At 53.5% G+C, this 23,595-nt stretch carries 27 protein-coding genes, 1 tRNA gene and 1 pseudogene; 15 read left to right on the forward strand and 14 right to left on the reverse strand.

The window, feature by feature from the left end:
• The first annotated feature begins 47 nt into the window (after positions 1 to 47).
• The 4 genes from IPM21_16790 to IPM21_16805 all read left to right on the forward strand — a co-directional run bounded on the left by IPM21_16790 (position 48) and on the right by IPM21_16805 (position 2,584).
• Positions 48 to 1,265, forward strand: a complete 1,218-nt coding sequence (locus IPM21_16790; GenBank protein ID MBK9165531.1) for a phosphoglycerate kinase — start codon at positions 48 to 50, stop codon at positions 1,263 to 1,265.
• The gene (locus IPM21_16795) at positions 1,266 to 2,030 is read left to right on the forward strand and encodes a triose-phosphate isomerase (GenBank protein ID MBK9165532.1); all 765 of its coding nucleotides are present in this window, start codon (positions 1,266 to 1,268) and stop codon (positions 2,028 to 2,030) included.
• Between the two features lie 24 nt (positions 2,031 to 2,054).
• A complete protein-coding gene (gene secG, locus IPM21_16800; GenBank protein ID MBK9165533.1) occupies positions 2,055 to 2,477 on the forward strand; it encodes a preprotein translocase subunit SecG in 423 nt (140 codons plus the stop codon).
• A gap of 22 nt (positions 2,478 to 2,499) precedes the next feature.
• A tRNA-Leu gene (locus tag IPM21_16805) sits at positions 2,500 to 2,584 on the forward strand.
• Between the two features lie 41 nt (positions 2,585 to 2,625).
• Here the strand turns inward: IPM21_16805 and argB are convergent.
• From argB to IPM21_16865, 12 genes are all read right to left on the reverse strand, one after another.
• Positions 2,626 to 3,513: an acetylglutamate kinase gene (gene argB / locus IPM21_16810; protein MBK9165534.1), complete on the reverse strand. Its 888-nt coding sequence runs from the start codon at positions 3,511 to 3,513 to the stop codon at positions 2,626 to 2,628.
• Positions 3,510 to 4,502 carry an N-acetylornithine carbamoyltransferase gene (locus IPM21_16815; protein ID MBK9165535.1) on the reverse strand — a complete coding sequence of 331 codons (993 nt, stop codon included), beginning with the start codon at positions 4,500 to 4,502 and terminating at the stop codon, positions 3,510 to 3,512. Before IPM21_16815 ends, argB begins: the two co-directional genes overlap by 4 nt.
• A 65-nt stretch (positions 4,503 to 4,567) precedes the next feature.
• Complete coding sequence (locus tag IPM21_16820) at positions 4,568 to 5,767, reverse strand: aspartate aminotransferase family protein (GenBank protein ID MBK9165536.1); 1,200 nt, start codon at positions 5,765 to 5,767, stop codon at positions 4,568 to 4,570.
• Positions 5,748 to 6,788: an N-acetyl-gamma-glutamyl-phosphate reductase gene (gene argC, locus IPM21_16825; GenBank protein MBK9165537.1), complete on the reverse strand. Its 1,041-nt coding sequence runs from the start codon at positions 6,786 to 6,788 to the stop codon at positions 5,748 to 5,750. Before argC ends, IPM21_16820 begins: the two co-directional genes overlap by 20 nt.
• On the reverse strand, positions 6,789 to 7,208 hold the full coding sequence (locus IPM21_16830; protein ID MBK9165538.1) for an arginine repressor: 420 nt from the start codon (positions 7,206 to 7,208) through the stop codon (positions 6,789 to 6,791).
• 103 nt (positions 7,209 to 7,311) lie between these two features.
• A complete protein-coding gene (locus IPM21_16835; protein MBK9165539.1) occupies positions 7,312 to 8,517 on the reverse strand; it encodes an MCE family protein in 1,206 nt (401 codons plus the stop codon).
• A gap of 15 nt (positions 8,518 to 8,532) precedes the next feature.
• Positions 8,533 to 9,426, reverse strand: a complete 894-nt coding sequence (locus IPM21_16840) for an ATP-binding cassette domain-containing protein (protein MBK9165540.1) — start codon at positions 9,424 to 9,426, stop codon at positions 8,533 to 8,535.
• Between the two features lie 21 nt (positions 9,427 to 9,447).
• On the reverse strand, positions 9,448 to 10,218 hold the full coding sequence (locus IPM21_16845; protein ID MBK9165541.1) for an ABC transporter permease: 771 nt from the start codon (positions 10,216 to 10,218) through the stop codon (positions 9,448 to 9,450).
• A gap of 120 nt (positions 10,219 to 10,338) precedes the next feature.
• Positions 10,339 to 10,896, reverse strand: coding sequence for a periplasmic heavy metal sensor (locus tag IPM21_16850; GenBank protein ID MBK9165542.1), 558 nt, complete (start codon positions 10,894 to 10,896; stop codon positions 10,339 to 10,341).
• A complete protein-coding gene (locus IPM21_16855; protein MBK9165543.1) occupies positions 10,897 to 11,619 on the reverse strand; it encodes a zf-HC2 domain-containing protein in 723 nt (240 codons plus the stop codon). It abuts the gene before it with no gap.
• Between the two features lie 6 nt (positions 11,620 to 11,625).
• Positions 11,626 to 12,204, reverse strand: coding sequence for an RNA polymerase sigma factor (locus IPM21_16860; GenBank protein MBK9165544.1), 579 nt, complete (start codon positions 12,202 to 12,204; stop codon positions 11,626 to 11,628).
• A gap of 106 nt (positions 12,205 to 12,310) precedes the next feature.
• Complete coding sequence (locus IPM21_16865; protein MBK9165545.1) at positions 12,311 to 13,783, reverse strand: proline--tRNA ligase; 1,473 nt, start codon at positions 13,781 to 13,783, stop codon at positions 12,311 to 12,313.
• A 123-nt stretch (positions 13,784 to 13,906) separates the two neighbouring features.
• Between IPM21_16865 and IPM21_16870 the strand changes: the two genes are divergently transcribed.
• Entirely contained in the window at positions 13,907 to 15,085 is a 1,179-nt protein-coding gene (locus IPM21_16870) for a proline dehydrogenase family protein (GenBank protein ID MBK9165546.1), read from the forward strand.
• Here the strand turns inward: IPM21_16870 and IPM21_16875 are convergent.
• Positions 15,077 to 15,427: a hypothetical protein gene (locus tag IPM21_16875; GenBank protein ID MBK9165547.1), complete on the reverse strand. Its 351-nt coding sequence runs from the start codon at positions 15,425 to 15,427 to the stop codon at positions 15,077 to 15,079. The two genes, IPM21_16870 and IPM21_16875, sit on opposite strands and share 9 nt — an antisense overlap.
• A gap of 6 nt (positions 15,428 to 15,433) precedes the next feature.
• Positions 15,434 to 16,015, reverse strand: a complete 582-nt coding sequence (locus tag IPM21_16880) for a hypothetical protein (GenBank protein MBK9165548.1) — start codon at positions 16,013 to 16,015, stop codon at positions 15,434 to 15,436.
• Positions 16,016 to 16,128: 113 nt separating this feature from the next.
• On the opposite strand from IPM21_16880, the pseudogene IPM21_16885 reads away from it, so the two are divergent.
• The 10 genes and pseudogenes from IPM21_16885 to IPM21_16930 all read left to right on the forward strand — a co-directional run bounded on the left by IPM21_16885 (position 16,129) and on the right by IPM21_16930 (position 23,541).
• Positions 16,129 to 17,402, forward strand: a pseudogene (locus tag IPM21_16885) (acetyl-CoA hydrolase/transferase family protein).
• A 75-nt stretch (positions 17,403 to 17,477) separates the two neighbouring features.
• A complete protein-coding gene (locus tag IPM21_16890) occupies positions 17,478 to 18,671 on the forward strand; it encodes an acetyl-CoA C-acetyltransferase (protein ID MBK9165549.1) in 1,194 nt (397 codons plus the stop codon).
• A gap of 17 nt (positions 18,672 to 18,688) precedes the next feature.
• Positions 18,689 to 18,985 (forward strand): hypothetical protein, encoded by a 297-nt coding sequence (locus IPM21_16895; GenBank protein MBK9165550.1) that lies wholly within the window; start codon positions 18,689 to 18,691, stop codon positions 18,983 to 18,985.
• Between the two features lie 613 nt (positions 18,986 to 19,598).
• Complete coding sequence (locus tag IPM21_16900; protein ID MBK9165551.1) at positions 19,599 to 20,834, forward strand: RHS repeat-associated core domain-containing protein; 1,236 nt, start codon at positions 19,599 to 19,601, stop codon at positions 20,832 to 20,834.
• Between the two features lie 56 nt (positions 20,835 to 20,890).
• Positions 20,891 to 21,691, forward strand: a complete 801-nt coding sequence (locus tag IPM21_16905; GenBank protein ID MBK9165552.1) for a hypothetical protein — start codon at positions 20,891 to 20,893, stop codon at positions 21,689 to 21,691.
• A 127-nt stretch (positions 21,692 to 21,818) separates the two neighbouring features.
• Entirely contained in the window at positions 21,819 to 21,983 is a 165-nt protein-coding gene (locus IPM21_16910) for a hypothetical protein (GenBank protein ID MBK9165553.1), read from the forward strand.
• 4 nt (positions 21,984 to 21,987) lie between these two features.
• Entirely contained in the window at positions 21,988 to 22,281 is a 294-nt protein-coding gene (locus IPM21_16915; protein ID MBK9165554.1) for a hypothetical protein, read from the forward strand.
• A gap of 190 nt (positions 22,282 to 22,471) precedes the next feature.
• Positions 22,472 to 22,861 carry a DUF4279 domain-containing protein gene (locus tag IPM21_16920; GenBank protein MBK9165555.1) on the forward strand — a complete coding sequence of 130 codons (390 nt, stop codon included), beginning with the start codon at positions 22,472 to 22,474 and terminating at the stop codon, positions 22,859 to 22,861.
• 58 nt (positions 22,862 to 22,919) lie between these two features.
• Entirely contained in the window at positions 22,920 to 23,213 is a 294-nt protein-coding gene (locus IPM21_16925; protein ID MBK9165556.1) for a type II toxin-antitoxin system RelE/ParE family toxin, read from the forward strand.
• A 16-nt stretch (positions 23,214 to 23,229) separates the two neighbouring features.
• A complete protein-coding gene (locus IPM21_16930) occupies positions 23,230 to 23,541 on the forward strand; it encodes a HigA family addiction module antidote protein (protein ID MBK9165557.1) in 312 nt (103 codons plus the stop codon).
• The last annotated feature ends 54 nt before the right edge of the window (positions 23,542 to 23,595 follow it).

Consider the following 23,595-nt stretch of genomic DNA (forward strand, 5'->3'; position numbering starts at 1 on the left):
AGAAAGCTTATAGCTATTAGCTGATAGCTATAAGCTATTTTTTATAGATGAATAAAAAGAGTATCAAGGACATAGACATAAAAGGGAAGACCGTCTTTATCCGGGTTGATTTCAACGTCCCGATCAAGGACGGCAAGATCGAAGACGATACGCGTATTCGCGGGGCGTTGCCGACGATCAAATATGCGATCGAGCAAGGTGCAAAGATCGTGCTTGCTTCGCATCTCGGACGGCCATTGAAAGATAAGAAGAAAGCGGAAGAAAAGGGAACACCTTACGATCCGGCGAAGTATACCCTGCGGCCGGTCGCTGAACGACTCGCTGCTTTGCTCGAGAAGAAAGTTGCGTTCGAGGGCGACGACATCAATGCCCAGATCGCCTCCCTTGAATCGGGCGACGTATTGATGCGCGAAAATCTGCGGCTCGATGGCGGCGAGGAAAAGAATGACGTCGAGTTCGCTAAAAAACTCTCAGAGGGTATCGACGTTTATGTAAACGATGCTTTCGGCACCGCTCATCGCGCTCACGCTTCAACCGAGGGCATCACGCATCACGTCGAGACATGTGTCGCGGGCCTGCTGATGGAAAAAGAACTTGAGTTTCTGGGCAAAGCTCTCAACAGCCCCGAGCGGCCATTCGTTGCAATCCTCGGCGGCGCAAAGGTCTCGGACAAGATTCCGGTCATCGAGTCGCTTATCGAGCGAAAGGTCGATAAGCTTCTTATCGGCGGAGCGATGGCATATACCTTTTTCAAGGCGCAGGGTTACACCGTCGGCAAGTCGCTTGTCGAGGATGAGATGATGCCTAAGGCTCTTGAGCTTGAGGAGATGGCGAAGGCTGCGGGAGTTGAGATATTGCTACCGACGGATCATCAGGTTGTCGATTCCTATGACCCGCTAAATTCCCGCAAGGCGATACAGATCGAATTCACGAACGCCGGGCTTGTCGGTCTCGATATTGGCCCTGATACGGCCGCCGTCTTTGCCAATGCACTCGAGGGCGCCAAGACGATAGTCTGGAACGGCCCGATGGGAATGTTCGAGGAAAAGCCTTTCGATGAAGGGACGATCGCGATCGCCAAAGCGGTTGCCGAAGCGACGGAGAAAGGGGCGACCTCGATCGTCGGCGGTGGAGATTCTGTCGCGGCGATCAATCAGGCCGGACTTGCAGACAAGATCTCGCATATCTCGACCGGCGGCGGAGCGACACTCGAATTTCTGGCCGGCGATGTTCTGCCGGGCGTCGCGGCTTTGGATGACAAATAGATGAGAAAACCCGTAATTGCCGGAAATTGGAAGATGTATAAGCTGCTCGGGGAGGCGGTCGATACGGCCCTCGCGCTTAAGCCGCTCGTCGCAAACGTCTCGCATTGCGAGGTCGTGATCGCCCCGGTCTTTACGGCGCTGAAAACCGTTGCAGACCGGATTGAGGGCTCGAATATTCGCATCGCCGCTCAAGATTGTGCGATCCAGAATGAATTCGGAGCACACACCGGCGAGGTCACACCAGCGATGCTTAAGGACGCGGGCTGCTCACACGTCATCATCGGCCACAGCGAGCGGCGGCAGTTTTACGGCGAGACGGACGACAATGTGAATCGTAAAACGCAAGCGGCTCTCGGTGCCGGATTAACGGCGATAGTTTGTGTTGGTGAGCACCTTAACGAAAGGGAAGCGGGCAACGCTGAATCACTCGTCGCGGGGCAACTCGCGGGCGGGCTCGCGGGTTTGACAGCCGATGATATGGAACGTATCATAATCGCTTACGAGCCTGTTTGGGCGATCGGGACGGGTAAAACCGCCACGCCGGAACAGGCTCAAGAAATGCACGCTCATATCCGCCGCGAGGTCGCGAGATCGCACGGCGAGAAGTCCGCCGAAAATGTCAGAATACTATACGGCGGTTCGGTCAAACCGGACAATATCGGTAGATTGATGTCGATGGCGGATATTGATGGTGCTCTTGTCGGCGGGGCAAGCCTTGAGGCCGAAAGTTTTGCAAAGATCGTAAATTATCAGGCATCAGCTTGAGCGGCTTTGCGGGAGTAGAAAGATTTGATCTACGTTCTCTATACATTGTTTTTCATCTCGTGCTTTGTGCTGATAGCGACGGTTTTGCTTCAGCCGGGGAAGACCGATGCTGGTGCGCTCTTTACGAGCAACATATCGAGTTCGGCGTTCAACCCGCGCGGAACGGCAACTATCCTTTCGAAGATGACCATTGCCGCAGCATCGGTGTTTATGGTCTCGGCGTTTCTGCTCTCGTTGCCGGCACTTCGCGGAGGGGTTTCTGTGCTCGATACGGTCGCTGAACCCGTTACCGAGACCACGGCTCCAGCCGCTGTCACGGATGCAAACACGAATGCCGCTCCGGCCACGAACGCAAATGTGGAGTCGCCCGCGGCGAACGCTTCTCAGCCCGCGGCTAGTCCAAATGCCGAAGAGACCGGCCAAGAACAACCGGCCGCGAACAACTAGTTTGGGTACGATTGAAAATTCTGCTGAGGTGGCGTAATTGGTAGCCGCGCACGTTTGAGGGGCGTGTGGAGCGATCCGTGCGGGTTCGAGTCCCGCCCTCAGCACCAAAAATGAAACGGACCTGGGAATTTCCCGGTCCGTTTTTGTTTTATGCGGTCACCATCGTTCCCGTGCCCTCGTCGGTAAAGACCTCGGCGAGGAGGGCATTTCGAACGGAGCCGCCGATCACGTGGGCCGAGCCGACCCCGCGGCTCAGCAAAGACGTCAGGCTTTGCAGCTTGGGTATCATTCCGCCAGTTGCTTTGCCGCTCTTGATCATTTTGAAAGCTTCTACCGTTGTTAGACGATCGAGCTTTGTCGTCTCATCGTTGGGGTCGAGATAGATGCCGTTCACGTCGGAAAGGAGGATCAGCTTTTCGGCTTTCAAAGATACGGCGATCTCGGCCGCAATCGTGTCAGCATTGATATTGAACACCTTTCCGTCATCGTCAGCTCCAAGCGAGGAGATAACGGGAAGATAGTTGCCACTAAGAAGAAGCTCGAGCAGATGCGTATCGACCTCAACTATATCGCCGACGTTTCCATAATCGACAGACTCGATGATCCCGGACTCTTTGTTCAGGACATTCTTCGGCGGCCGCCTAACCGCCTTGATCACGCCGCCGTCCACGCCGGAAAGTCCCACCGCATCGATGCCGCGACGGCGAAGCTGAGCGAGGATCTCGGTGTTTATTTTCCCCCGAAAGATCATCTTTGCAAGGTCTAGCGTGTCGTCATCCGTAACTCTGCGGCCCTCGATCACGGTTTGCACTACACCTAGCTTCTGCGCAAGCTCCGCAAGCTGTTTCCCGCCGCCGTGGACGACGCAGACACGAATTCCGACCTGGTACAGTAGCGCAAGTTCTTCGGCAAGCGATGCGAGGTTCTCACGGTCTTCCGTCACTTTGCCGGAAAACTTTACAACAAATGTCTTGCCTTGAAATCGTTGAATATAGGGTAATGCCTCGCGTAGAAGATCGAGAGATTCAATGTTCATTTGAAAAGCTCCGTCAATATTGCCTTCTGAATATGAAGCCGGTTCTCGGCCTCATCGATCACGACCGACCGTTGGCCGTCGATCACTTCGTCGGTGACGATCACGTTCCGCCGAACCGGAAGGCAATGCATAAAGATCGCGTCGTTTGTAAGCGACATCTTGCCTTCATCTACGATCCAGCGGTCTCGAAACTGCCGCCGATGAGCGATATCCGCGTCCGGATCTCCGTAAAACTTCTTACCGCCCCAGCTTTTGGCGTAAACGACGTCAACGCCCTTATAGGCCGCTTCAAGGTCGTGCGTGATCTCAAGGTTTCCGCCACTCTCGGCCGCGTAATGAGCTGCCTCGCGTATCAGATCTTCGTCGAGTTCATATCCCGGCGGATGGGCAATGCGAACGTCATGCCCGAATTGAGCTGCCGCAAGAGCAAAGCTGTTTGGCACCGCCATAGGGAGCGGCTTCGGGTGCCAAGCCCAAGTAAGCAGCACGTTCTGTTTTGTCGGACCGCACTTCTCCCGGATAGTCATCATGTCCGCCATTGATTGGCAGGGATGGTGCATCGCCGATTCAAGATTGATCACCGGAACGCTTGCGAATTCAGCAAATGCATTCATGATCGGATCGGTACGCTCCGCTTCCCAGTCCTTTAGGTCCGCAAAAGTTCTGACGCCGATCGCTGAAACGTAACGCTCAAGAACACCTACGAATTCCTTCAGATGTTCGGTCTTGTTGCCGGCCATTACTACGCCTTCGCGGTGTTCGAGCGTCCACGAAGTGCTCCCGGGTTCGAGTATTACCGCGTTCCCGCCAAGCTCATAGATGCCGACCTGCATCGATGCCCGAGTTCGTAGGCTTGGGTTGAAAAAGACAAGGGCAAACGACTCGCCTTCAAGCGGCCGCGCCGTATTGCCCTTCTTATAGCGGATCGCGGACTCGATGAGTCCCGTCAATTCGTTTGGGCTAAAATGTCCGGTTGATAGAAAATGCATTCTCTTAAAAATACACAAATAACAGCGGGGCTATGGAACGTGATACGCTCGTCACTTTCCACTTCCTACTTTGCGCTTATTTCGGAAATCACCCCTATTAGGGCTTCCGTGGCCGTAGTTGCATCGACACAAAGCGGCGGCAAGAGCCGAAGCACGTTTGGGTCGCTCGAGGTGCCGGTGATCACGCGATTCGCCAGCAGTGCTTCGGAATAAGGTCTGCACGGCGACTCGAATTCGATTCCGAGGAGACATCCCTTGCCTCGGATCCTCACAACGCCGGTTGTACTGCTCAGAGCGTCGCGAAGTCGATTTTCGACAGCTCGTGCGTTCGCCATCATATCGTCTTGCTCAATCGCCTCGAGCGTTGCGTGCACGGCAGCCATCGCGATCATTCCGCCGCCGAAGGTTGAGCCCAGATCGTTAAGTTTTATCGCCGATGAAATCGGTTCGTTGATTAAACACGCACCGACCGGGATTCCGCTGCCGAGCGATTTGGCGAGGGTGACAATGTCAGGAACAACTTCCGAGGCCGGTGAACTCCCGGCAAAGAACCAGTTGCCGGTTCTTCCAACCCCTGTTTGGACCTCGTCAAAGATCAGCACTGCCCCCTTACGGTCACAGATCTCGCGAAGCCCAACAAAATATTCCGGTTCGGCCTCGATAACGCCAGCCATTGATTGGATCGGCTCGAGGATGACGCCCGCTGTCCCGCCGTCGATAACCTGTTCGGCACTATCGAGGTCGCCGAAAGTTGCTTCGACGTGAAAGGGGACATTCGGTTCTCCGATCTTTCGATACTTACCAAGGAATGTCGCTGAGATCGAATCGGCTGTTCTTCCGTGAAAGCCGCCGTTAAATGAGACGATCTTTTGCCGTCCGGTCGCCATCCGGGCCATTCGCATCGCGTTCTCGTTGGCTTCGGTTCCGGAGTTGCAAAAAAACGCTTGCGTAAGCGAACCGGGTGCGATCGAGACGAGTTTCTCCGCCGCCAGCCCACGGATTTCGCTATAAACCAGGTTTGAGTAGAAGAGCACTTTCTCGGCCTGTTCCTTTATCGCCCCAACCACGTGCGGATGAGAATGTCCGGTCGCGCAGACCGCGTGGCCCCCGTAAAGGTCTAGGTATTTCTCGCCCTCGCTGGTCCACACCCAGGCACCGCTACCGCGCCCAACCGCGATCGGCATTTTGGCGTAGGTCGCAACCTGAAAGGCGTCTTCCGTTTTCTTGATCTCGCTAAAGTGCATCTCAGGGGTTGCTTCCGGCAAAGATGAGGCCGGTCTTCTCGTCAAGCCCAAATATCAGGTTCATATTCTGCACAGCCTGGCCGGCGGCACCTTTTACAAGGTTATCGATGGCCGAAAAGATGACCGCATTTCGGCCTGAAACGTGAACCGCAATATCGCAGAAATTCGTATTCTTCACCCAATTTATATCCGGCGAGCCCTCGACCATCCGCACGAAGAACGCGTCACGGTAGAACGCACCGAACCGCTCATAGAGCTCGGCCGACGTCATCTCGCTTTTCAACTCAACGTAGCAGGTCGCGAATATTCCACGCGAAACTGGAAGACTGTGCGTCATGAAGATGAATGGTTCATCAAGCGCTCCGAGTGTGCGAAGATGTTGTTCAATTTCCGGCACATGCTGGTGCGTAAAAGGCTTGTAAGCGAAAAACGAGTTAGTCCGCTGCGGATGATGAGTATTCGCCGCTGGCTTTGCACCGGAACCCGACGAGCCTGTCTTTGCATCGACAATAGTCTTTCCCGTCACAAAGCCCGAGGCGATCAATGGCGAAAGAGCTAGAGCCGTTGCCGTCGCAAAACATCCTGGGTTGGCAATGTAGTCCGCATTTGAGATCGCATCGCGGTTGGTCTCCGTAAGGCCATAAACAAATTTGTTCTGTAGTTCGCCGGCATGCGGTCGCTTGTAATATGCCTCGAAGATTTCCGAGTCATTGATCCTAAAATCACCCGAGAGGTCGATCGCTTTCGTACCCGCCGGTAGCTTTGGAACAAGCCCCAAAGCCTGCCCGTGCGGCAATCCGAAAAATGCGACGTCGATCTTCCCTAGTTCGTCCAGATCGTCGGGAATTGCTGTGAATGATAGATCGGTTAGGGAAGTGAGATTCCGGTGTACAGTGCTTACGCGTTTTCCGGCGTGTTCATTTCCGGTAACAAAGACGACCTCCGCGTTCGGATGGAACAGCAGTATCCGCAGCAGTTCGCTGCCGCCGTAGCCCGAACCGCCAAAGATGCCGACCCTGATCTTGTCTTTCGTATCGCTCATCTAACCGCCGAATAGCTCCAACAATTTCTTTACCGTAGCCCGCTGATCAGATGAGCGTCGTACGGCAACGAAGATCGTGTCATCACCGGCGATCGTTCCGACGATTTCGCTTAAGGCCACTGAATCGATCTGCGTCGCGGCTGCTGAGGCAAAACCAGGCTCACTCTTAACAACGATCAAGGAATCGCCGGACGTCTCAATGCTTCTTACTCCGAGCTTCGCTTTCTCCCTATCGAGTCTCGGAAGTGTATACTGCCCGGCTACCTTTACGATCCCGAGTTCGTCGAGATCTCGCGAGACGCTTGCCTGTGTGACGCCAAATCCGCGCTCGGTCAACAGGGCAACGAGCTTTTCTTGGCGGGCTATCCTTCTAGAGCCAACGATTTTCCTAATCTCTTGTAATCTGATTTGCTTGTCCATCCCGATAATGGGATATGCAGTATATACTGCATATCCGTTATGAATATGCAGTATAAATAGATGGCGAATTAAGGTCAATCGCTGCCCTGCTTTTAGTGCGATGTTAAAAAAGCGAAAGCTTTATCCGGAGATACTTCTTTGGATTTTGGCGAAAATCATAGATAAGCTTTGTGCTTTCGCTTGAGAATTGATTAATGTTTGAGGCTGTCTGGTTGAGGTTGTTATAGAGCGTCTCATCGGTAAAGAGCTTGCCGACCGTTCCTTTCCCGGCCTGCGTATCTCCAAGCATCGATTCAAGTTTTGTCGCAGTGGCGTTGAAGCGGGCAAGAGTGTCACGGGCATTGTCGTAAAGTTGCTCGTCCTTGAGGAACTTACCAAGCGAACCGTCACCGCCCGCAAGCGGTCCGGTAATGCTCTTCAGATCATCGGCGATCAAACTTATCTTGTTCGCGGTGGTCCGAAGATCGATTATCGCCGCTCGAGTTTCGTTATACAGAGCGTCGTCGGTCACGAATTTGCCCGCCGTCCCGCGGCCGGAACGAATATCTGTCGAAATGCCCTCAAGCTGTGCGACGGTCTTGTTGAGGTTCTCGTAAAGCTGCTTGTCGTTTATCAACTGACCTGCTGTGCCCTGGCCGCTGTTGAGCTTCTCGATTGTGCTCTGGAGCTTTACCATGGTCAGCTTCGTTTCTGCTACGGTCGCGTCAAGGTTGTTGTAGAGGGATTCGTCGTTAACGATGCGCCCGATGGTTCCTTCGCCCTGATTGGCTTTGTTGAGTATCTCGTTAGCCGGCACGGCGATCTTGTTGATCTGCTGGAGGAGGTCATTTCCGGTCTTCGTTAGTTGATTGATCGAAATGGCTTCGCTTGACTCGAGAACGTGATTTTCTGTTACGGCCGTTCCATCAGCGGAGCCTGGCGAAATGTTTATGATCTTTTCGTTCGCTAAGATCGAAACTGCAATCAACTGAGCCGTTGAATCAGTTCTAATACGCTCCGTTATTGGGCGGCCATTCAGCTCGGCATCGACCAACATCCTTGCTTCGATCTTTTCGGTCTCGGGCGAATCCGGCGGAAGAAAGATGACCTCCTCGACCTGACCAATACGAATGCCCGCGAGCTGAACATCCGAACCGGCCTTGAGGCCGTCCGCAGCGGCAAACCTTGCTTTGAGCACAAGCCGCTTGGCGAACGGGTTGAAGTCGCCCGTTGAGTTAAGTACGAGAAAAGCGAGTACGAGCAGCCCGGCGAGCACAAAAATGCCGACGCGAAGCTGCGAAAGCGTAAGTGAATTTCTTGTTTGTACCATCTCTTTTCGGAGCTCCTATTTGCCGTGAACGAACGTCCTGATATACGGATCTTCTGAGCGGAGCAGCTCTTCGTCTTTACCCTCAAAGCCGACCTTGCCATCGCGGAGCATCAGGATCTCCGTATTTATAATGCAGAGCCGCTCACCCTCTTTTTCAAACTTAACTTCGCCGCTTTCGTCGATCACCGCATATTCGGACGAGAGGTAGCGAAGGTTGTTCATCTCATGCGTGACAAAGATCGAGGAAACGTCGTGCAGATCGCGGAGCTTTATCGCGAGCTCGCAGATCGTTCGTGCGGTTGGCGGGTCGAGTCCGGCTGTCGGTTCGTCAAAGAGCACTATCTCCGGATCACCCACGAGAGCACGGGCGATGCCGACGCGTCGCCGCATGCCGCCGGAAAGTTCGCTCGGCATTTTTTCGATCGCATCCTCAAGTGCAACGAACCTGAGCATTCGCCGGACCTCGGCCTCGACCTCTTCTTCTTCAACGCCCTGCTCCCGAAGCCGGTAAGCAACGTTCTCGTAAACCGGTAACGAATCGAAGAGTGCACCTTCCTGAAAGACCATTCCCATCTTTTGGCGAACGGTCATCAGCGCCGGCTCGTCGTGATCCGTTATATCTTCTCCGTCGATAAGGATCCGCCCGGAATCGGGCTTTATCAAGCCCAGGATCAGGCGAATTACTGTCGATTTACCGCCACCGCTTCGCCCGAGGATTATCTTGGTTTCGCCGCGGCGAACGGAAAAGCTGATGCCATTGAGGATGACCTTCTCGTCAAAAGAAAGGCATACGTCACGAAACTCGATAACGGGTGCCACGCGATCTGGAGAATCGACCGCCTCTTTCATATCAGTGAACTCGATATCATCCGAAAGCGGAAGTGCACTATTGGCTTCGTCAACGAGCATAGAGATTCCCGATTATACGTGTCAGATACGGCCGATGTCGAGAAGGTACTGCAAGGCCTTTGCAAGAAAGAAGTCAAAAATGATGACCCAGATCGAAGCTGTTACGACCGAGTTTGTAACTGAGCGGCCGACCCCGACTGTACCGCCCGAGGTACTTAGACCCTTGTGGCAGGCAACAAGGCCAATGATGAATCCGAAGAAGATCGGTTTGACCATTCCGGCGATTATGTCCTTCGTTGAGATGCCGTTTCGTACCGATTCGGAGAAAACGTGAATGTCCTGGCCGTAAATGTAGTTCGCCACTATACCGCCGCCGATCAACCCGAAAATGTCTGCAGCGACAGTCAGGAGCGGAAGCATCATTATCAGGGCCGTGATCCGTGGAACGACAAGTTTTCGGATCGGATCGGTTCCGAGTGCACGCATCGCCTCGATCTGTTGCGAGACGACCATCGAGCCTAGTTCGGCAGCGATCGCTGAACCGATCCGCCCCGAAACCATAAGTGCTGAAAGCACCGGCCCGAGTTCACGGATCAACGAGGTCGCGACCGATCGGCCGGATTCGTTTTGGAGACTGTAGTATTCGAGCGTCGGGTAAGTTTGTAGCACCAGGACGCCGCCAGTAAAGAAACCAGTAAGAAGAACGATCGGAAGCGAACCGACGCCGATCATGTCCATTTGCCTAAGTGTTTCGGCGAAGTAACGCGGCCCGTGCCGCAGGCTGACGATCGAACGCCAGAGCAAAAGGCTTACGTCCTGCAGTTCGGCGATAAATCTTAAAAGGGGATTCATCAGAAAACGGGTCGGCAGTGCTTCTTTGAAGAACAGGGTAAGGTTACAACGACCGGCACAAAACGGCAAACAAATAGCCGCCATTTGAAAGGCGGCCAAGATATTTCTAACGCTTATCGATTAACGGGCGGGCCGCTGCGGCGGCCTCTCGCCTGGCTCTCGGCGTTGGCCGGGCGAGTTTCGCCGGAGTGGGGCATTCGGATTTTGTTGACGCCGGAGTTGCCGCTGCTGGCGGTTTTCGGCAAATCGACGGCGAAGCTCGCGAAACCGCTGAAGCTGCTCGGGATCAAGGATCTTTCTGATCGCAAGCTCCTCTTCGAACCGCAGTTTCGCTACTTCTTTCTGCGCTTCATGAAAAGCCGAAAGCTTTACTTTTACGAGATCTTCATCGAGGTTGTCGGCATAGATCGCCGCATCAAGCTCGCGATTAGCAAGCCGAAGCTGCATCGCCGCTTCCTGCCGCTTTGGCTGCCATGCTTGATTGAACCGACGAAATTGTTGAACTTGGTCGGGCCTGAGTCCTAACGCACGCGTCAGGTTCGGGCGCTGCTGTGCAGGCGGCGCATCGGGCTCGTCGTCCTTTGTTTCGTCTTGAGCAAGTGTAACGGCACCGAAAACAACAAATCCCGCAAGAAAAAGAAATGCGCATCTAAAAATTGTTTTCGCTAAGCTTTGCATTTAGTCCTCTTCACGCGTGTCGATATCAGCGACTATATCGGCCAATCTCAGCCCGTAATCAATTTCGTCATCGTCCTCAGTCAACCGCGGAAGACTAGCCGCCGGAAGCGACGCGGCGACAGCCTGTGAAGACCGATTCAAAACCGTCTCTTGTTTTGGTTTCGGTTTCACTTTTCGCGTCACGGTCTTAACGCTCGCTCGAACAACTTCAGTTCGAACAACATCGTCAACTGAGCTTTCCTTTTGTGTCGGGCTTGCCGCTTCAGCGATCACAACAGGCTCGATAGCAGGTGTGACAACAGCGGGTACATTTCCCGTCGCGATGTTTTCCGGTGATAAATCAATAGACGCAAAATAGAACGTACTCGCGAAGATGCCGACCAACACCGCCGCAAAGCCGCCCGCAAATGCAAGCCGATGGGGAAGTGCAAACCATCCGCGAATGGCGTCGAACCAGCCCGCAGTTGTTGCGTCCGCAACTTTCGGTGCAAATGCCGAGGCAAAGTCTGGTGTAGCAAGCGGAACAAACTCCTCACGCTGCCATTCATAGACCGAGAAGCGCGAGAACGAAATGGCGGCAAATTCATCGCGGCAAGCCTCGCACTCGGCGAGATGCCCGTCGAACCGCGCCAGTTCGGCATCAGTGCTTTCCCTGTAAATATAGGGAAGAGTCTCTGCCGAACGTTCGCATCCACTTTCGAATCGTATCGTCTCGTTCTTCATTGCCTTCTAAGTTACTTCTATCGGCAGCCGTTCAAGCTTTGCCCTCAATTGCTTAAGCGCAGTGTAAAGCCGGCTCTTGACGGTGCTGAGCGGGACCTCGAGCGTGTCCGAGATCTCCTGAAATGTCATTTCTTCAAATTCTTTCATCACAACGATCTGACGGAGCTCCGGCGGGAGCGACGTTACAGCGTTCCGTACGTGAAAAAGCCTCTCCGCTTGCTCGGTTGTGTTCGCGGGCGAACTACGTGACGGTGCAACGAAAACACGATCCGCCTCGTTCGTCTCTTCGTCGAGAAATTCCTCGGGACGCGCCTTTTGCCGTCGCTTTATAGTTAGGCATTGGTTCACCGCAATGCGATGGAGCCAGCTCGAAACCTTCGCTTCTCCGCGAAAGTTTTTCAGGTTACGATATGCCGAAACGAAGGTTTCCTGGGCCGCATCTTTAGCCTCGTCCTCGCGGCCGAGCATACCGAAACAAAGTGCAAATATCTTCCGTTCCCAGCGCCTGACCAATGCGCCGAAAGCATCGGGGTCATCGCCCACGGCGGCGGTTACAAGCTGTTCATCCGTCAGATCTCCAAACATTACGTATACCGGCTATTGACCTGAGAAAAACGGCCTCAATCGGCATAAATCTCCGCGGCCTGTTCGTTAGACGCAGCTTCCCGAAAGAAAGTCGAATAAAAGTGCGCTAATAGGCCCGAGCGAATATCACCCGTTTTGCGGATTCTTTGCCGGAATAAACGCATTTGCCCACTTCCTCGATCGAATTAAGCGGAATGCAGCGGATCGTCGCCTTGGTCTCGTTCTTGATCTTCGCTTCGGTCTCGGCCGTACCGTCCCAATGGGCTGAAATGAAACCGCCTTTCTCGATCTGCTGTTTGAACTCGTCCCAGGTATCGACAGTGAATGTGTTCGCCTCGCGGAAGGCAAACGCTCTGTCGTAGATGCTTGACTGGATATCATCAAGCAACGCCTTTATGTGTGCCGAAATGCCCTCGATCGGCCTTGATTCTTTGGTCAGAGTATCTCGACGGGCGACTTCGATAGTGCCGCTTTCTAAATCACGCATACCTACGGCGAGGCGAATGGGCACACCCTTCAGCTCATATTCGGCGAACTTCCAGCCGGAACGCTGTTTGTCGTCGTCATCGAACTTGACGCTGACTCCCAGAGCCTTCAGTTCAGCAATGATCGGATTGATGCGTTCGGTGATCTTTGCCAGATCTACTTCGCTCTTGTAGATCGGAATTATAACGACCTGAATCGGAGCAAGCATTGGCGGAAGTACCAGCCCGTTGTCGTCGGAATGGGCCATCACCAAAGCTCCCATAAGCCGCGTCGAAACGCCCCAACTCGTCGCCCATGCGAATTCGAGCTGATTTTCCTTGTTGACGAACTTCACATCGAACGACCGGGCGAAATTCTGCCCAAGGAAATGCGAAGTGCCCGCCTGTAATGCCTTTCCGTCTTGCATCAACGCTTCGATGCAATAGGTCTCGATCGCACCGGCGAACCGTTCACTTGGGGTCTTCACGCCTTGGATCACCGGCATTGCCATCCAGTTTTCGGCAAAGTCCGCGTATACACCTAGCATCTGCTCGGTCTCCGCAATGGCTTCCTTCTCGGTCGCGTGGGCGGTGTGGCCCTCTTGCCAAAGGAATTCAGCAGTGCGAAGGAATATGCGCGTCCGCATCTCCCAGCGGACGACGTTTGCCCATTGATTGATCAGGATCGGCAGGTCGCGCCACGACTGGATCCAGTTCTTGTAGGCGTTCCAAATGACCGTTTCCGAGGTCGGGCGGATGATCAATTCCTCCTCGAGCTTCGAATCCGGATCCACCATCAGGCCTTTCCCGTCCGGGCCGGCTTTAAGCCGATAATGCGTTACGACCGCGCACTCTTTCGCAAAGCCTTCCGCGTGTTCTTCCTCTTTCTCAAGGAACGACCGCGGAACGAAAAGAGGGAAGTAGGCATTCTCGTGTCCGGTCGCCTTGAACATATCGTCAAGCGCACGCTGCATCTTTTCCCAGATGGCAAAGCCATAGGGCTTGATCACCATGCACCCGCGGACGGCCGAATTCTCGGCGAGCCCGGCACGTTTAACCAATTCGTTGTACCATTCCGAATAGTTTTCGGAGCGTTTCGGTAAGCCTTTACTCATAATGATTACTTTAACTCGTCATTAAAAAGCTAGATACTAATCCATCTCGGTTCGGCTTACAATTTTACAAAAGCTAAGCTATTCAATAACCTAGGTTTGTGAGCCGAAAGGCCCGCTTTAGCTATGAGCGACTTCACCCTTGACTTCAACGACACTGCCACCGCCTTTGCCGACCGCACAGATGCAGAACTAAAAGAAAAGTATCGCCTGTTCAAAATGATGAACTCGCCGATGCTGAATTCCATCGGTACCGGCATCACAAAATTTGCACTCTCGATCGGCCTACCGGTTGAAGGGCTTATCCGTGGAACGGTATTTGGGCAATTCTGCGGCGGCGAGACGATCGAGGATTCGCAAAAGGCGATCGAGCGCCTCGGCAAGGCAGGGATCGGCACAATACTCGATTATTCGGTCGAAGGAAAGACCCACGAGGAAGATTTCGACGCCACGGCAAAAGAGATAATGAAAACCATCGAACGGGCGAAGGACGACGCCTTCATCCCGTTCGCGGTTTTCAAGTTTTCCGGCATCGCTCCGCTCGGGACTCTTGAGAAGATGTCCTCAAAACACAAGCTCGACGCAAAGGGCCAGATGAAATGCGAAGCGATCTCCCGGCGGGTGGACGAGATCTGCGGCCTAGCCTTCACACTAAAGCAGCCGGTTTTTATCGATGCGGAGGAATCGTGGATACAGGACGCCATCGATCGCCTCGCGACCGAGATGATGGAAAAGTACAATTCGGAGCTCCCGATCGTGTTCAATACTATTCAAATGTATCGACACGATCGTTTGGAATTTTTGAAAGAATCGCGAAGGGCGGCGCACGCTGGCGGTTACAAGCTTGGGATCAAGATCGTCCGCGGTGCGTACATGGAAAAGGAACGCGATCGAGCGAAGGAGATGGGCTATCCCTCACCGATCCAACCGGACAAGGCATCGACCGACCTCGACTTTGATGAAGCGGTGAATTATTGCCTAAAGCATCTGGACGAGGTCGCATTTGTCGCCGGAACACACAACGAGGCTAGCTCTTATCACCTCGCGAAGCGGATGTACGACGAAAACATTCCCAACAATCATCCGCACATCCACTTTTCACAGCTTTTCGGGATGAGCGACAATCTGTCGTATAACCTAGCCAAGCACGGCTATAACGTCTCGAAGTATGTGCCTTACGGCCCGGTAAAGGACGCGGTGCCATACCTGATCCGACGTGCGGAGGAGAACACATCGGTCACCGGTCAAGTTAGCCGCGAGCTCACTTTGATCACAAAAGAATTGAAACGTCGCGGCCTAGCGTAGGCCGAGATGAAGCCGAACCGAGCGGTCAGAAACGACTCGCTCAGGGTCATTTTCCCACGCTTTTACCAACGCAACGAGCTCAGGCTCAAGCGGCCGATTCGCGAGCCGGGATATCTGTGTACTTTCAAACGCCCGGTCTGTTAATGCAACGTGGCTCACCGCGACAGCGAGCGTTCCGTTAAGGGCCCGATCCTCGGCGGTCTCCACATCAAGAAAGAGATCCGAGAACGCCTGAACGTGCCAGATCGGCCCACCTTCTTCGGTTTCATTAGCCAGTAGTCGCATCAAGCCATAACCCGATTCGAGCTGAAACACAAGAAAATCCCCTGATTCGAACATCATCCTATATTACGAGACCACGCCGTGGTTTCGCATCTGCTCCCACATCCAGACCTTTGATCCGGCATCACCGATTCCGTCGCCAGCCCCGGCAATTCCGCCGTGCGTCGTATCGAAATCCTTCTTCACAAGGTTCACGCCGTTCGCTGCCTGCTTACCGCAGGTAGGAAATATCTGCCGGTCCATCCAGCTTTTTCTCGTCGCTATTGCGTGATAGCAATTCACAACGCCGCTCGGGATGTAGTTCAGGTCTGAGTTGGTTGAGGTATCCTGATCCACCGCATCGAAAAGGAACATTGCCTCGACTGAGCGGCCTTTGGCCTTAAGGTTATAGGCCGTCTGGATACAGGCGGCCGCACCTCGGCTCCAGCCGATCAAGAACACATTTTCCTGCCGAGCTTCGATAAACGCGCAGGCCCAATCAGCCATTTTTCGGATATTTATCTGGCTGCCGGACATCGAGATCGCGGCCGGGCCGGGAATGTACTTCGCGTGGTGTTCACGCGTCGTCAAATACGCCTCCCAAACGTAGTATTTGTAATTGTTCTCGCCGAAAATGGTCGGCGAACTCCCTTCAAGACAAACAAGCACGGGCCATTCTCCTTACGGTTTAATTTCAAGACTTTATGGATGAACCTGCCTAAGATAACATAGCTTTTTCGCATAGCTGAAATTCGGGTCTGCAAAGGGGCAATACTTACATAATGGCGAAATTTGTTTCTGCTGAAGAGGCTGTCGGTCGCATCTCGTCCGGTGACCGCGTTTTTATACATGGGGTCGCGGCGGCTCCGCGAGTGCTTATTGAGGCAATGGTTGCCCGTTCGGGTGAGCTTCGGGACGTCGAACTCGTCCATCTCCACACTGAAGGCCGCGCTCCGTACTCGCTGCCCGAACACGAAAGCTCGTTTCATGTGAATGCCTTTTTTGTCGGCGGAAATGTTCGCGAGGCAGTAAACGAAGGTCGCGGTGACTACATCCCGGTATTTCTTTCGGAGATTCCCGCACTCTTTCGCCGAGGGGTGTTGCCGCTCGATGTCGCGTTGCTCAATGTTTCGCCACCCGACAAGCACGGCTTTTGCTCGCTCGGCGTTTCGATCGATATCGCCCGAGCGGCCGCGGACACCGCTAAGATCGTCATCGCTCAGATCAATCCGCACGTGCCGCGAACCTCGGCGATGCGCTTGTGCACATCAACGCCATTCACTTTGCCGTCGAGGTCGATGAGCCGCTGCCCGAAGTTCCGCCGCCGGCAACGACCGCGGTCGACGAAGCGATCGGCCGCTCGATCGCCGAACTGATCGACGACGGGGCGACGCTCCAGATGGGCATCGGTGCGATCCCGAACGCCGTTCTCGCTTCGCTCACGAACCACAAGGACCTTGGCATTCATACCGAGATGTTCTCCGATGGCCTCATCGACCTGGTCGAATCCGGCGTCGTCAATGGCCGCAAGAAGGCGAAGCATCCCGGCAAGATCGTTTCCGGTTTCGTGATGGGAACGAAGCGGCTCTACGACTTTGTCGATGACAACCCGCAGGTCTTGATGCTTGACATCGGCTATGTAAATGACACGTCGGTTATCCGTCGCAACCCGAAGGTGACGGCGATCAACAGCGCGATCGAAGTGGACCTGACCGGCCAAGTGTGTGCTGATTCGATCGGTCGGCGGCAGTATTCCGGCGTTGGCGGGCAGATGGACTTCATCCGCGGAGCATCGCTCTCGGAAGGCGGAAAGCCGATCATCGCTTTGCCCTCGAGCACTTCTCGCGGCGAGAGCAAAATAGTGCCGTTCCTGAAGGAAGGAGCCGGTGTTGTGACGACCCGTGCCCACGTTCATTACATCGTCACCGAATACGGCGTTGCTGATCTTTACGGTAAGAATCTTCGCCAACGGGCGAGGGAACTGATCCGCATCGCCCATCCCGACCACCGCGAAGAGCTTGAACGGCAGGCCCGTGAACGCTTCCACCGTTTTTAGGATGGAGAAATCACATCCGCACTGATATAATTCGACGTTATAGCTAGAAAATATATATTTATTATCTGAGGACATATGACAGACAAGAACAAAGCAGTTATCTTGAGTGCCGCACGGACGCCGACGGGTAAATTTCAAGGCCTCCTGAAGGGCTTCACCGCGCCGGACCTCGCCGCGATCGCGATCAAAGAAGCGGTCAAGCGTGCCGGGCTTGAAGGTTCGGAAGTCAACGAGGTCATTATGGGCTGTGTGGTCCAGGCGGGAATCGGCCAGGCACCGGCTCGGCAGGCTGCGTTGAAAGCAGGCCTTCCGCCTGAGGTTTCCGCACTTACGGTCAACATGGTCTGCGGCTCGGGCCTTCGTGCCGTTGCACTCGCCTCGCAGGCGGTTCAGCTCGGCGATTCCGAGGTCGTCGTTGCCGGCGGAATGGAATCGATGTCCAACATCCCTTACGCAATGCCCGGTGCCCGCGACGGTTACCGCATGGGCAATCAAACCGTCACCGACCTGATGATCCACGACGGGCTCTGGTGTCCTTTTGAAAATTGGCATATGGGCAACACCGGTGAGGTCGTTGCTGATCTGCACCAGATCTCCCGCGAAGAGCAGGACAATTACGCCTTCAACTCGCACCGCAAAGCCGCCGAAGCCCAGGAAGCCGGCCGCTTTGCCGACGAGATCGTGCCGGTCGAAATACCGCAGAAGAAGGGCGACCCGATCGTGCTCAATTATGACGAGCCCGTCCGCCCGGATACGACCGCAGAGGCCCTTGGGAAGCTCAAGCCTGCATTCAAACGCGATGGCGGTACCGTGACCGCTGGTAACGCTCCGGGCGTTAATGACGGCGCCTCGGCGTTGGTCGTTACATCTGCCGAGCGTGCTGCTGCACTTGGCATCGAGCCGCTCGCTCGTGTCGTCGCATCTGCGACCTCGGGCATCGAGCCGAAGCTGATCATGATGGCACCGGTCCAGGGCGTTCTCAACGTCCTCAAAAAGGCCGGTTGGGAGATGGGCGATGTCGATCTTTTCGAGCTCAATGAGGCCTTCTCCGTGCAGGCACTCGGCGTGATGAAGGAACTCGGGCTCGATATGGACAAGGTCAACGTCAATGGCGGAGCGGTCGCTCTTGGCCACGCCATCGGCAACTCGGGCGGCCGAATCCTGACCACGCTGCTCTTCGAAATGAAGCGTCGCGGTGCGAAGAAGGGCGTCGCCGCCCTCTGCCTCGGCGGCGGAAACTCGGTCGCAATGGCGGTCGAACGCGATTGATCCTTTCCACGAACTAGGTGAAGGCGGCTGTCCGATCGGCAGCCGCTTTTTATTGCTCCGAATCCTCGCTGTTTCATTTTTTGCAGAGACCATATGTTTCTGAAACGGTTGAAACGGATGAAACAAATGAATTGCCTGAAACGGTTGAAACGACTGAAACATTTGGAACACGCGGGCTGGCTTTGGGCCTTTGGTCTTTGGGCGTTGGCCGATCGGAATGTCGTTTTGGATCGTCGGCGTTTTTTTCAGCATTGTTAATTGTTAATCGGACCATTGTTAATTGGTTAAAAAGAAGCATCGGGCTTTCAGGTTAAATCTTCGGCTTACAGCTAGAGGCTTAAGGCTTAGAGCTGATCGCTACAAACATCGGGCCTCTGCTTACGGCTCACCGCTCACTGTCCCCCGATGTCCATTTTCTTATCCCGCCAACCGGAAGTGAACGGCGATCCGTGAGATATGGAAGATATGGATGAAATGAAAGTTTTGGATAGCTGCGAAGTTCTGGGTCTCGGCTTCAGCCGCTTTGGGAACGCGGGCATCCTGCCCGCCGCAAGTAGGAACCACGAAATAAGAAAAGAAGAAAACCGGAAGCTTGTCTGTGGATTCTGTGGCCCTCGTCTGTGAATTCTGTGGTGTTGGAGAAAACCATTTCCACAGAAAGCACAGACCGAAGCCGCACAGAGAGATCGGCGGCGGAGCCGCACTCCTTTTTTGCACGCCGCCGGAAAGGCAGAGCCTTTCCGCTCATCGGGCGGCAGAGCCGCAATACAGGTGCAGTGCCTTGAAACTGGCGGTGCTATCTTCCGACCTACCGCAAATTGGTGACGCATTTCCCGGCCGGGCGGTCTATAATGCCCTCGGGCAACTTGCGGCGGGTTACCCGACTCAAACAAATACTCGTCCGCAGATCAGTTCTTTGAAAACCTATTGGCCGTAAGAATCCCGAGCACCACCATCCGCGACGCCGAGAGCCGACGCTTTACGTATGACGGCGAGAACAAGCAGGTGATGGTGGAAACGCTCGACCTGAACGGCAACCCGGTCTCGACAGTTGGCGAGTACGAATACGACGGAGACGGCAAGCGGGTGAAGAAGCACGTGCCCTCGACCGGCGAGGTGACGGTGTTCGTCTATGACGCCGGCGGGAAGCTCATCGGCGAATACTCAACCGTCGCCGCCCCCCAGTCTCCAAAGGTCAGCTACACCACCGCCGACCACCTCGGCAGCCCGCGCATCCTTACAGACCAGAACGGCACCACAATCTCCCGCCGCGACTTCATGCCATACGGCGAAGAGATCGCCCGCTCCGCCTACGGCTCCGACACCGTCCGCCAGAAATTCACCTCCTACGAACGCGATGGTGAGACCGACCTCGATTACGCTCAAGCCCGAATGCACAACTTCAATCTGGGCCGATTTTCGAGTTCCGATCCGCTCAACGCATCGGGCCGCCCAACTCAGCCTCAGTCGTGGAATAGGTATCCGTATGTGCTAAACAATCCGTTGCGACTAATTGATCCGACAGGTACGGTCGATGAGGGCTTCGTTAGATACGTGCACAGGGACAAAATAATGATTTCAACTGGCGGTAATTATGAAGTGAGGATCACCGCAACTCCTCCAGCGGATCCAGAAAAAGCTACTAGGACATACCGGGATACCGCAACCGGAGAGACGATAACCTATAATGTTTACGAGATTAATTTAAGTGTCACAGGTGGAGGCGGGTATTTTCAGCCTGAAGCTACTTCTCAGGTTGCCAGATTGGATGAAAATGGCAATCCGGGTGTTACTGTTACAACTCGTAACCGAGCAGAAGATGGGACGTTACTTACAACGCCTGAAGTGACCGAAACGGAGAATTATTCTGAAGTGGGTACCGCAGAGACAATAATTGCTAGTACAAGTGGAAATGACAATACTGGGGTTATGTCGGATCCTACCGATCCCGACAGTTTCGTTAAGCCGATAGCTTATCGTGCAAAAGTAAACGTCAACTCCACTCAAGCTACGGTTGATTTCAATATTCATCGGTTTAATGGATACGTTAATGTAGAGCCCGCTTCTCAGCCGATCCCGGGTCCTCCGCAAGCTACTGTAACGGTACAATCAGGGCGTCCTCCGGTTTCGGATCCAACCAAAAGAACGATCATTTTTGACTGAGTATTGGGTGGACGAAAGAGGGTGCGGTATTTGTGTTTCGAGGGACGGGTAGATTGATGAAAGAAGACCAAATCGTAGAACGATTTCTCGTTGTTGTTTCCCTTATTCTTGTTGTTTTTGTAGGAGCGAATGAGGGTAAGGGTAAAATTTCCGAACCACGTGATGAGGGAATCACGATCAATGTTGACAAACAGCCTTTAGGGCTCGTGTTTCGTGAATTGATGTCGAAACACAATCTAAACATCGGCTTCGAGCAGTCAACAAGAGATCAAGGAAAGAATTACTTTGACTTCGATACGAATATGCCATTAGAAGGAATCTTCTCTCGTCAAAGTCCGGACGCATCGGTGTCCGTACAGGTCAGTGTGAGGCATAATTTTAATGCCGGAAGCTATCCAGTATCTTTAAATTTGGTAAATGCCTCGATCGAAGACGTTTTCAACGCTATAGTCCCACAAATGAAAAATTATGACTGGGAGATGCGGGATGGCGTCATAAACATCTTCCCAGTAAGTGGAAGAGTCAAACGTCTGGCGGCCCTTCTTGATTTGAAAATTCGGCATTTTCAGCTTCGTGAGGGAAGTATGGTGGCGGATATTATTCCAGCGTTGTTGGATCTTCCTGAATTTCAACAATTTAGAAGGATAAATCGAATCACGTTTTCGCCGATTCGCGAAGGAAGCGAAACCTTGATCGGGATGCAGTATGGCCGCCGCATTGATGGAGCTATGCAGTTCGAAAACATCACATTTAGAGATCTACTTAATCGAATAACAAGAATAAAAAGAGGCGGATGGATTTTGAAGATTCAGGGCAAGACGAATGAAGGCGGGGTTCTGGGAGATCTTGATATATAGTCATAATGGAAGCCCATTAAGGCACCGAGGTAGAACACGTCAGCAGAAGATATAAGGTGTCCGACGGTATGTTGAAGCGAGGCCTCCTAGTCTTGGCAGTCGATCAATCCAAACCACGATTTTTACGGTGAACTGGAATCAGCCTTATACTTTCGACCGCTACGGCAACCGAAACTTTAACGAAAGCCGGACGATGACTTTGCCCAAGGGATGCATGGATGGCAGCATCATGGTCGTTTGCGAGGCGAACAAGAAGATCCTCAACCCGGACCTTAATGCCTCGGATTCTTAAGGCCATGGAAGACAATACCGTTACATTAAAGCTTTCGTTGCAAAGAGCTTTATTGGGGGAAGTGACTGAGAATCTAATTGCGGTCACTGCTAGGATCGACGGATTGAAGATACTGATCCGCGCGTATTACGACCAACAGGCAATGGAATCTGAAACAGAAAGAATTTCGATTGTAGCGACCGAGGTGATTGCGGATTTTCCTGATTCATTTTCTGTTGAGGAGCAGGTTCGACTTATTGGCCTCGTGGACGATTTGGAAGTCCTCGATTTCTGGGCTTACCGTCGCTCCACAGTATAGGGTTCGGGACGCATGCCAGTTTGTTTTTGCAAAGCCTTTTACGATTGCCAGGCGCCTGGCGTGAAACACGGTTAAGTAAATGGTCAACTCCGATCGCGACACGGCGGACAACCGTGACCTGTCGAATGAGAAAATCGAACGGACTGCAAAGGAATCAGCTGACCGACTTAAGGTCGGGTACATATACAATATGCTAACGACTAAGGCATCGATAAGGATTCAGGGAGGCCTTGATCCTGACGAGATCTCTCGGATGCTTGCTATGGTCCCAACCTATACCCATCGCGCGGGTGAGCCTGATCGGTTTGGCGAAGCACTTCGCTCAAATATGTGGCTACTCAAATCTGATTTAGGCAACGACAAACCGCTTGAACAACATGTTCAGTCGCTTTTCGATAAATTGCGTGACCAAATGCCGGCTATCGAAGAGCTTAGGACCGGTTGCAAGCTTGACGTTTTTTGTTCGGTCACGACCAAGGGCCAAGGAGGATTTTCGCTGCCCACGAGTGTGTTGCGGAACTTATCCGAACTCGGATTCAATCTCGAAGTGTCAATAGTTGCTAGTGACGGCGACGATTGAACTAACTACTTGCTACTTTTTATTGCCATAACATAATATCCGTGCTATTGTGTGGTTGATGATCGCGTCGTTTGCCGACAAGGCTACAGAGGATATCTTTAACGGCGTTAATTCGACTGCGGCGAGGCGGCGATTGCCCAAGGGACTTTGGAAAGTGGCTTTTCGCAAACTCGATCAGGTAGATTCGGCTACGGTGCTAAACGATCTGCGGGTGCCGCCGGGAAACATGCTTGAAGCACTAAAAGCTGAAAGGTTCGGCCAGCACAGCATACGAATAAACGATCAGTACCGCATTTGCTTTGAATGGACTCCGAACGGTGCGGAGCAGGTGGAGATCGTCGATTATCATTGACCATTTGGGAGGCATTATGATCAGAATTCCGAAGAACAGACCGGCGACGCATCCCGGGGAGATACTGCTCGAAGATTTTCTCCGACCGATGGGGCTGACACAAACCGAGTTGGCTGGGGCGATACATGTTCCGTTTCAGAGAATCAATGAGATCGTTTCTGGCAAACGCGGGCTGACGCCGAGCACTGCTCTTCGTTTGGCTAAGTTCTTTGGCAATTCGCCGGGCTTTTGGCTCAATTTGCAAATGCGATGCGACCTGCAATCAGCGGAGAGCAGCGAAATGGACATCTTGAAACACATTAAGAAAGCACCGCAAATCGCGGCCTGAGCGGTGAGCATGAATTTGCCGGCATTGAACGGTGGAATTTTCAGACGGTACGAG

This window comes from Acidobacteriota bacterium (assembly GCA_016716435.1).
Taxonomy (GTDB): domain Bacteria; phylum Acidobacteriota; class Blastocatellia; order Pyrinomonadales; family Pyrinomonadaceae; genus OLB17.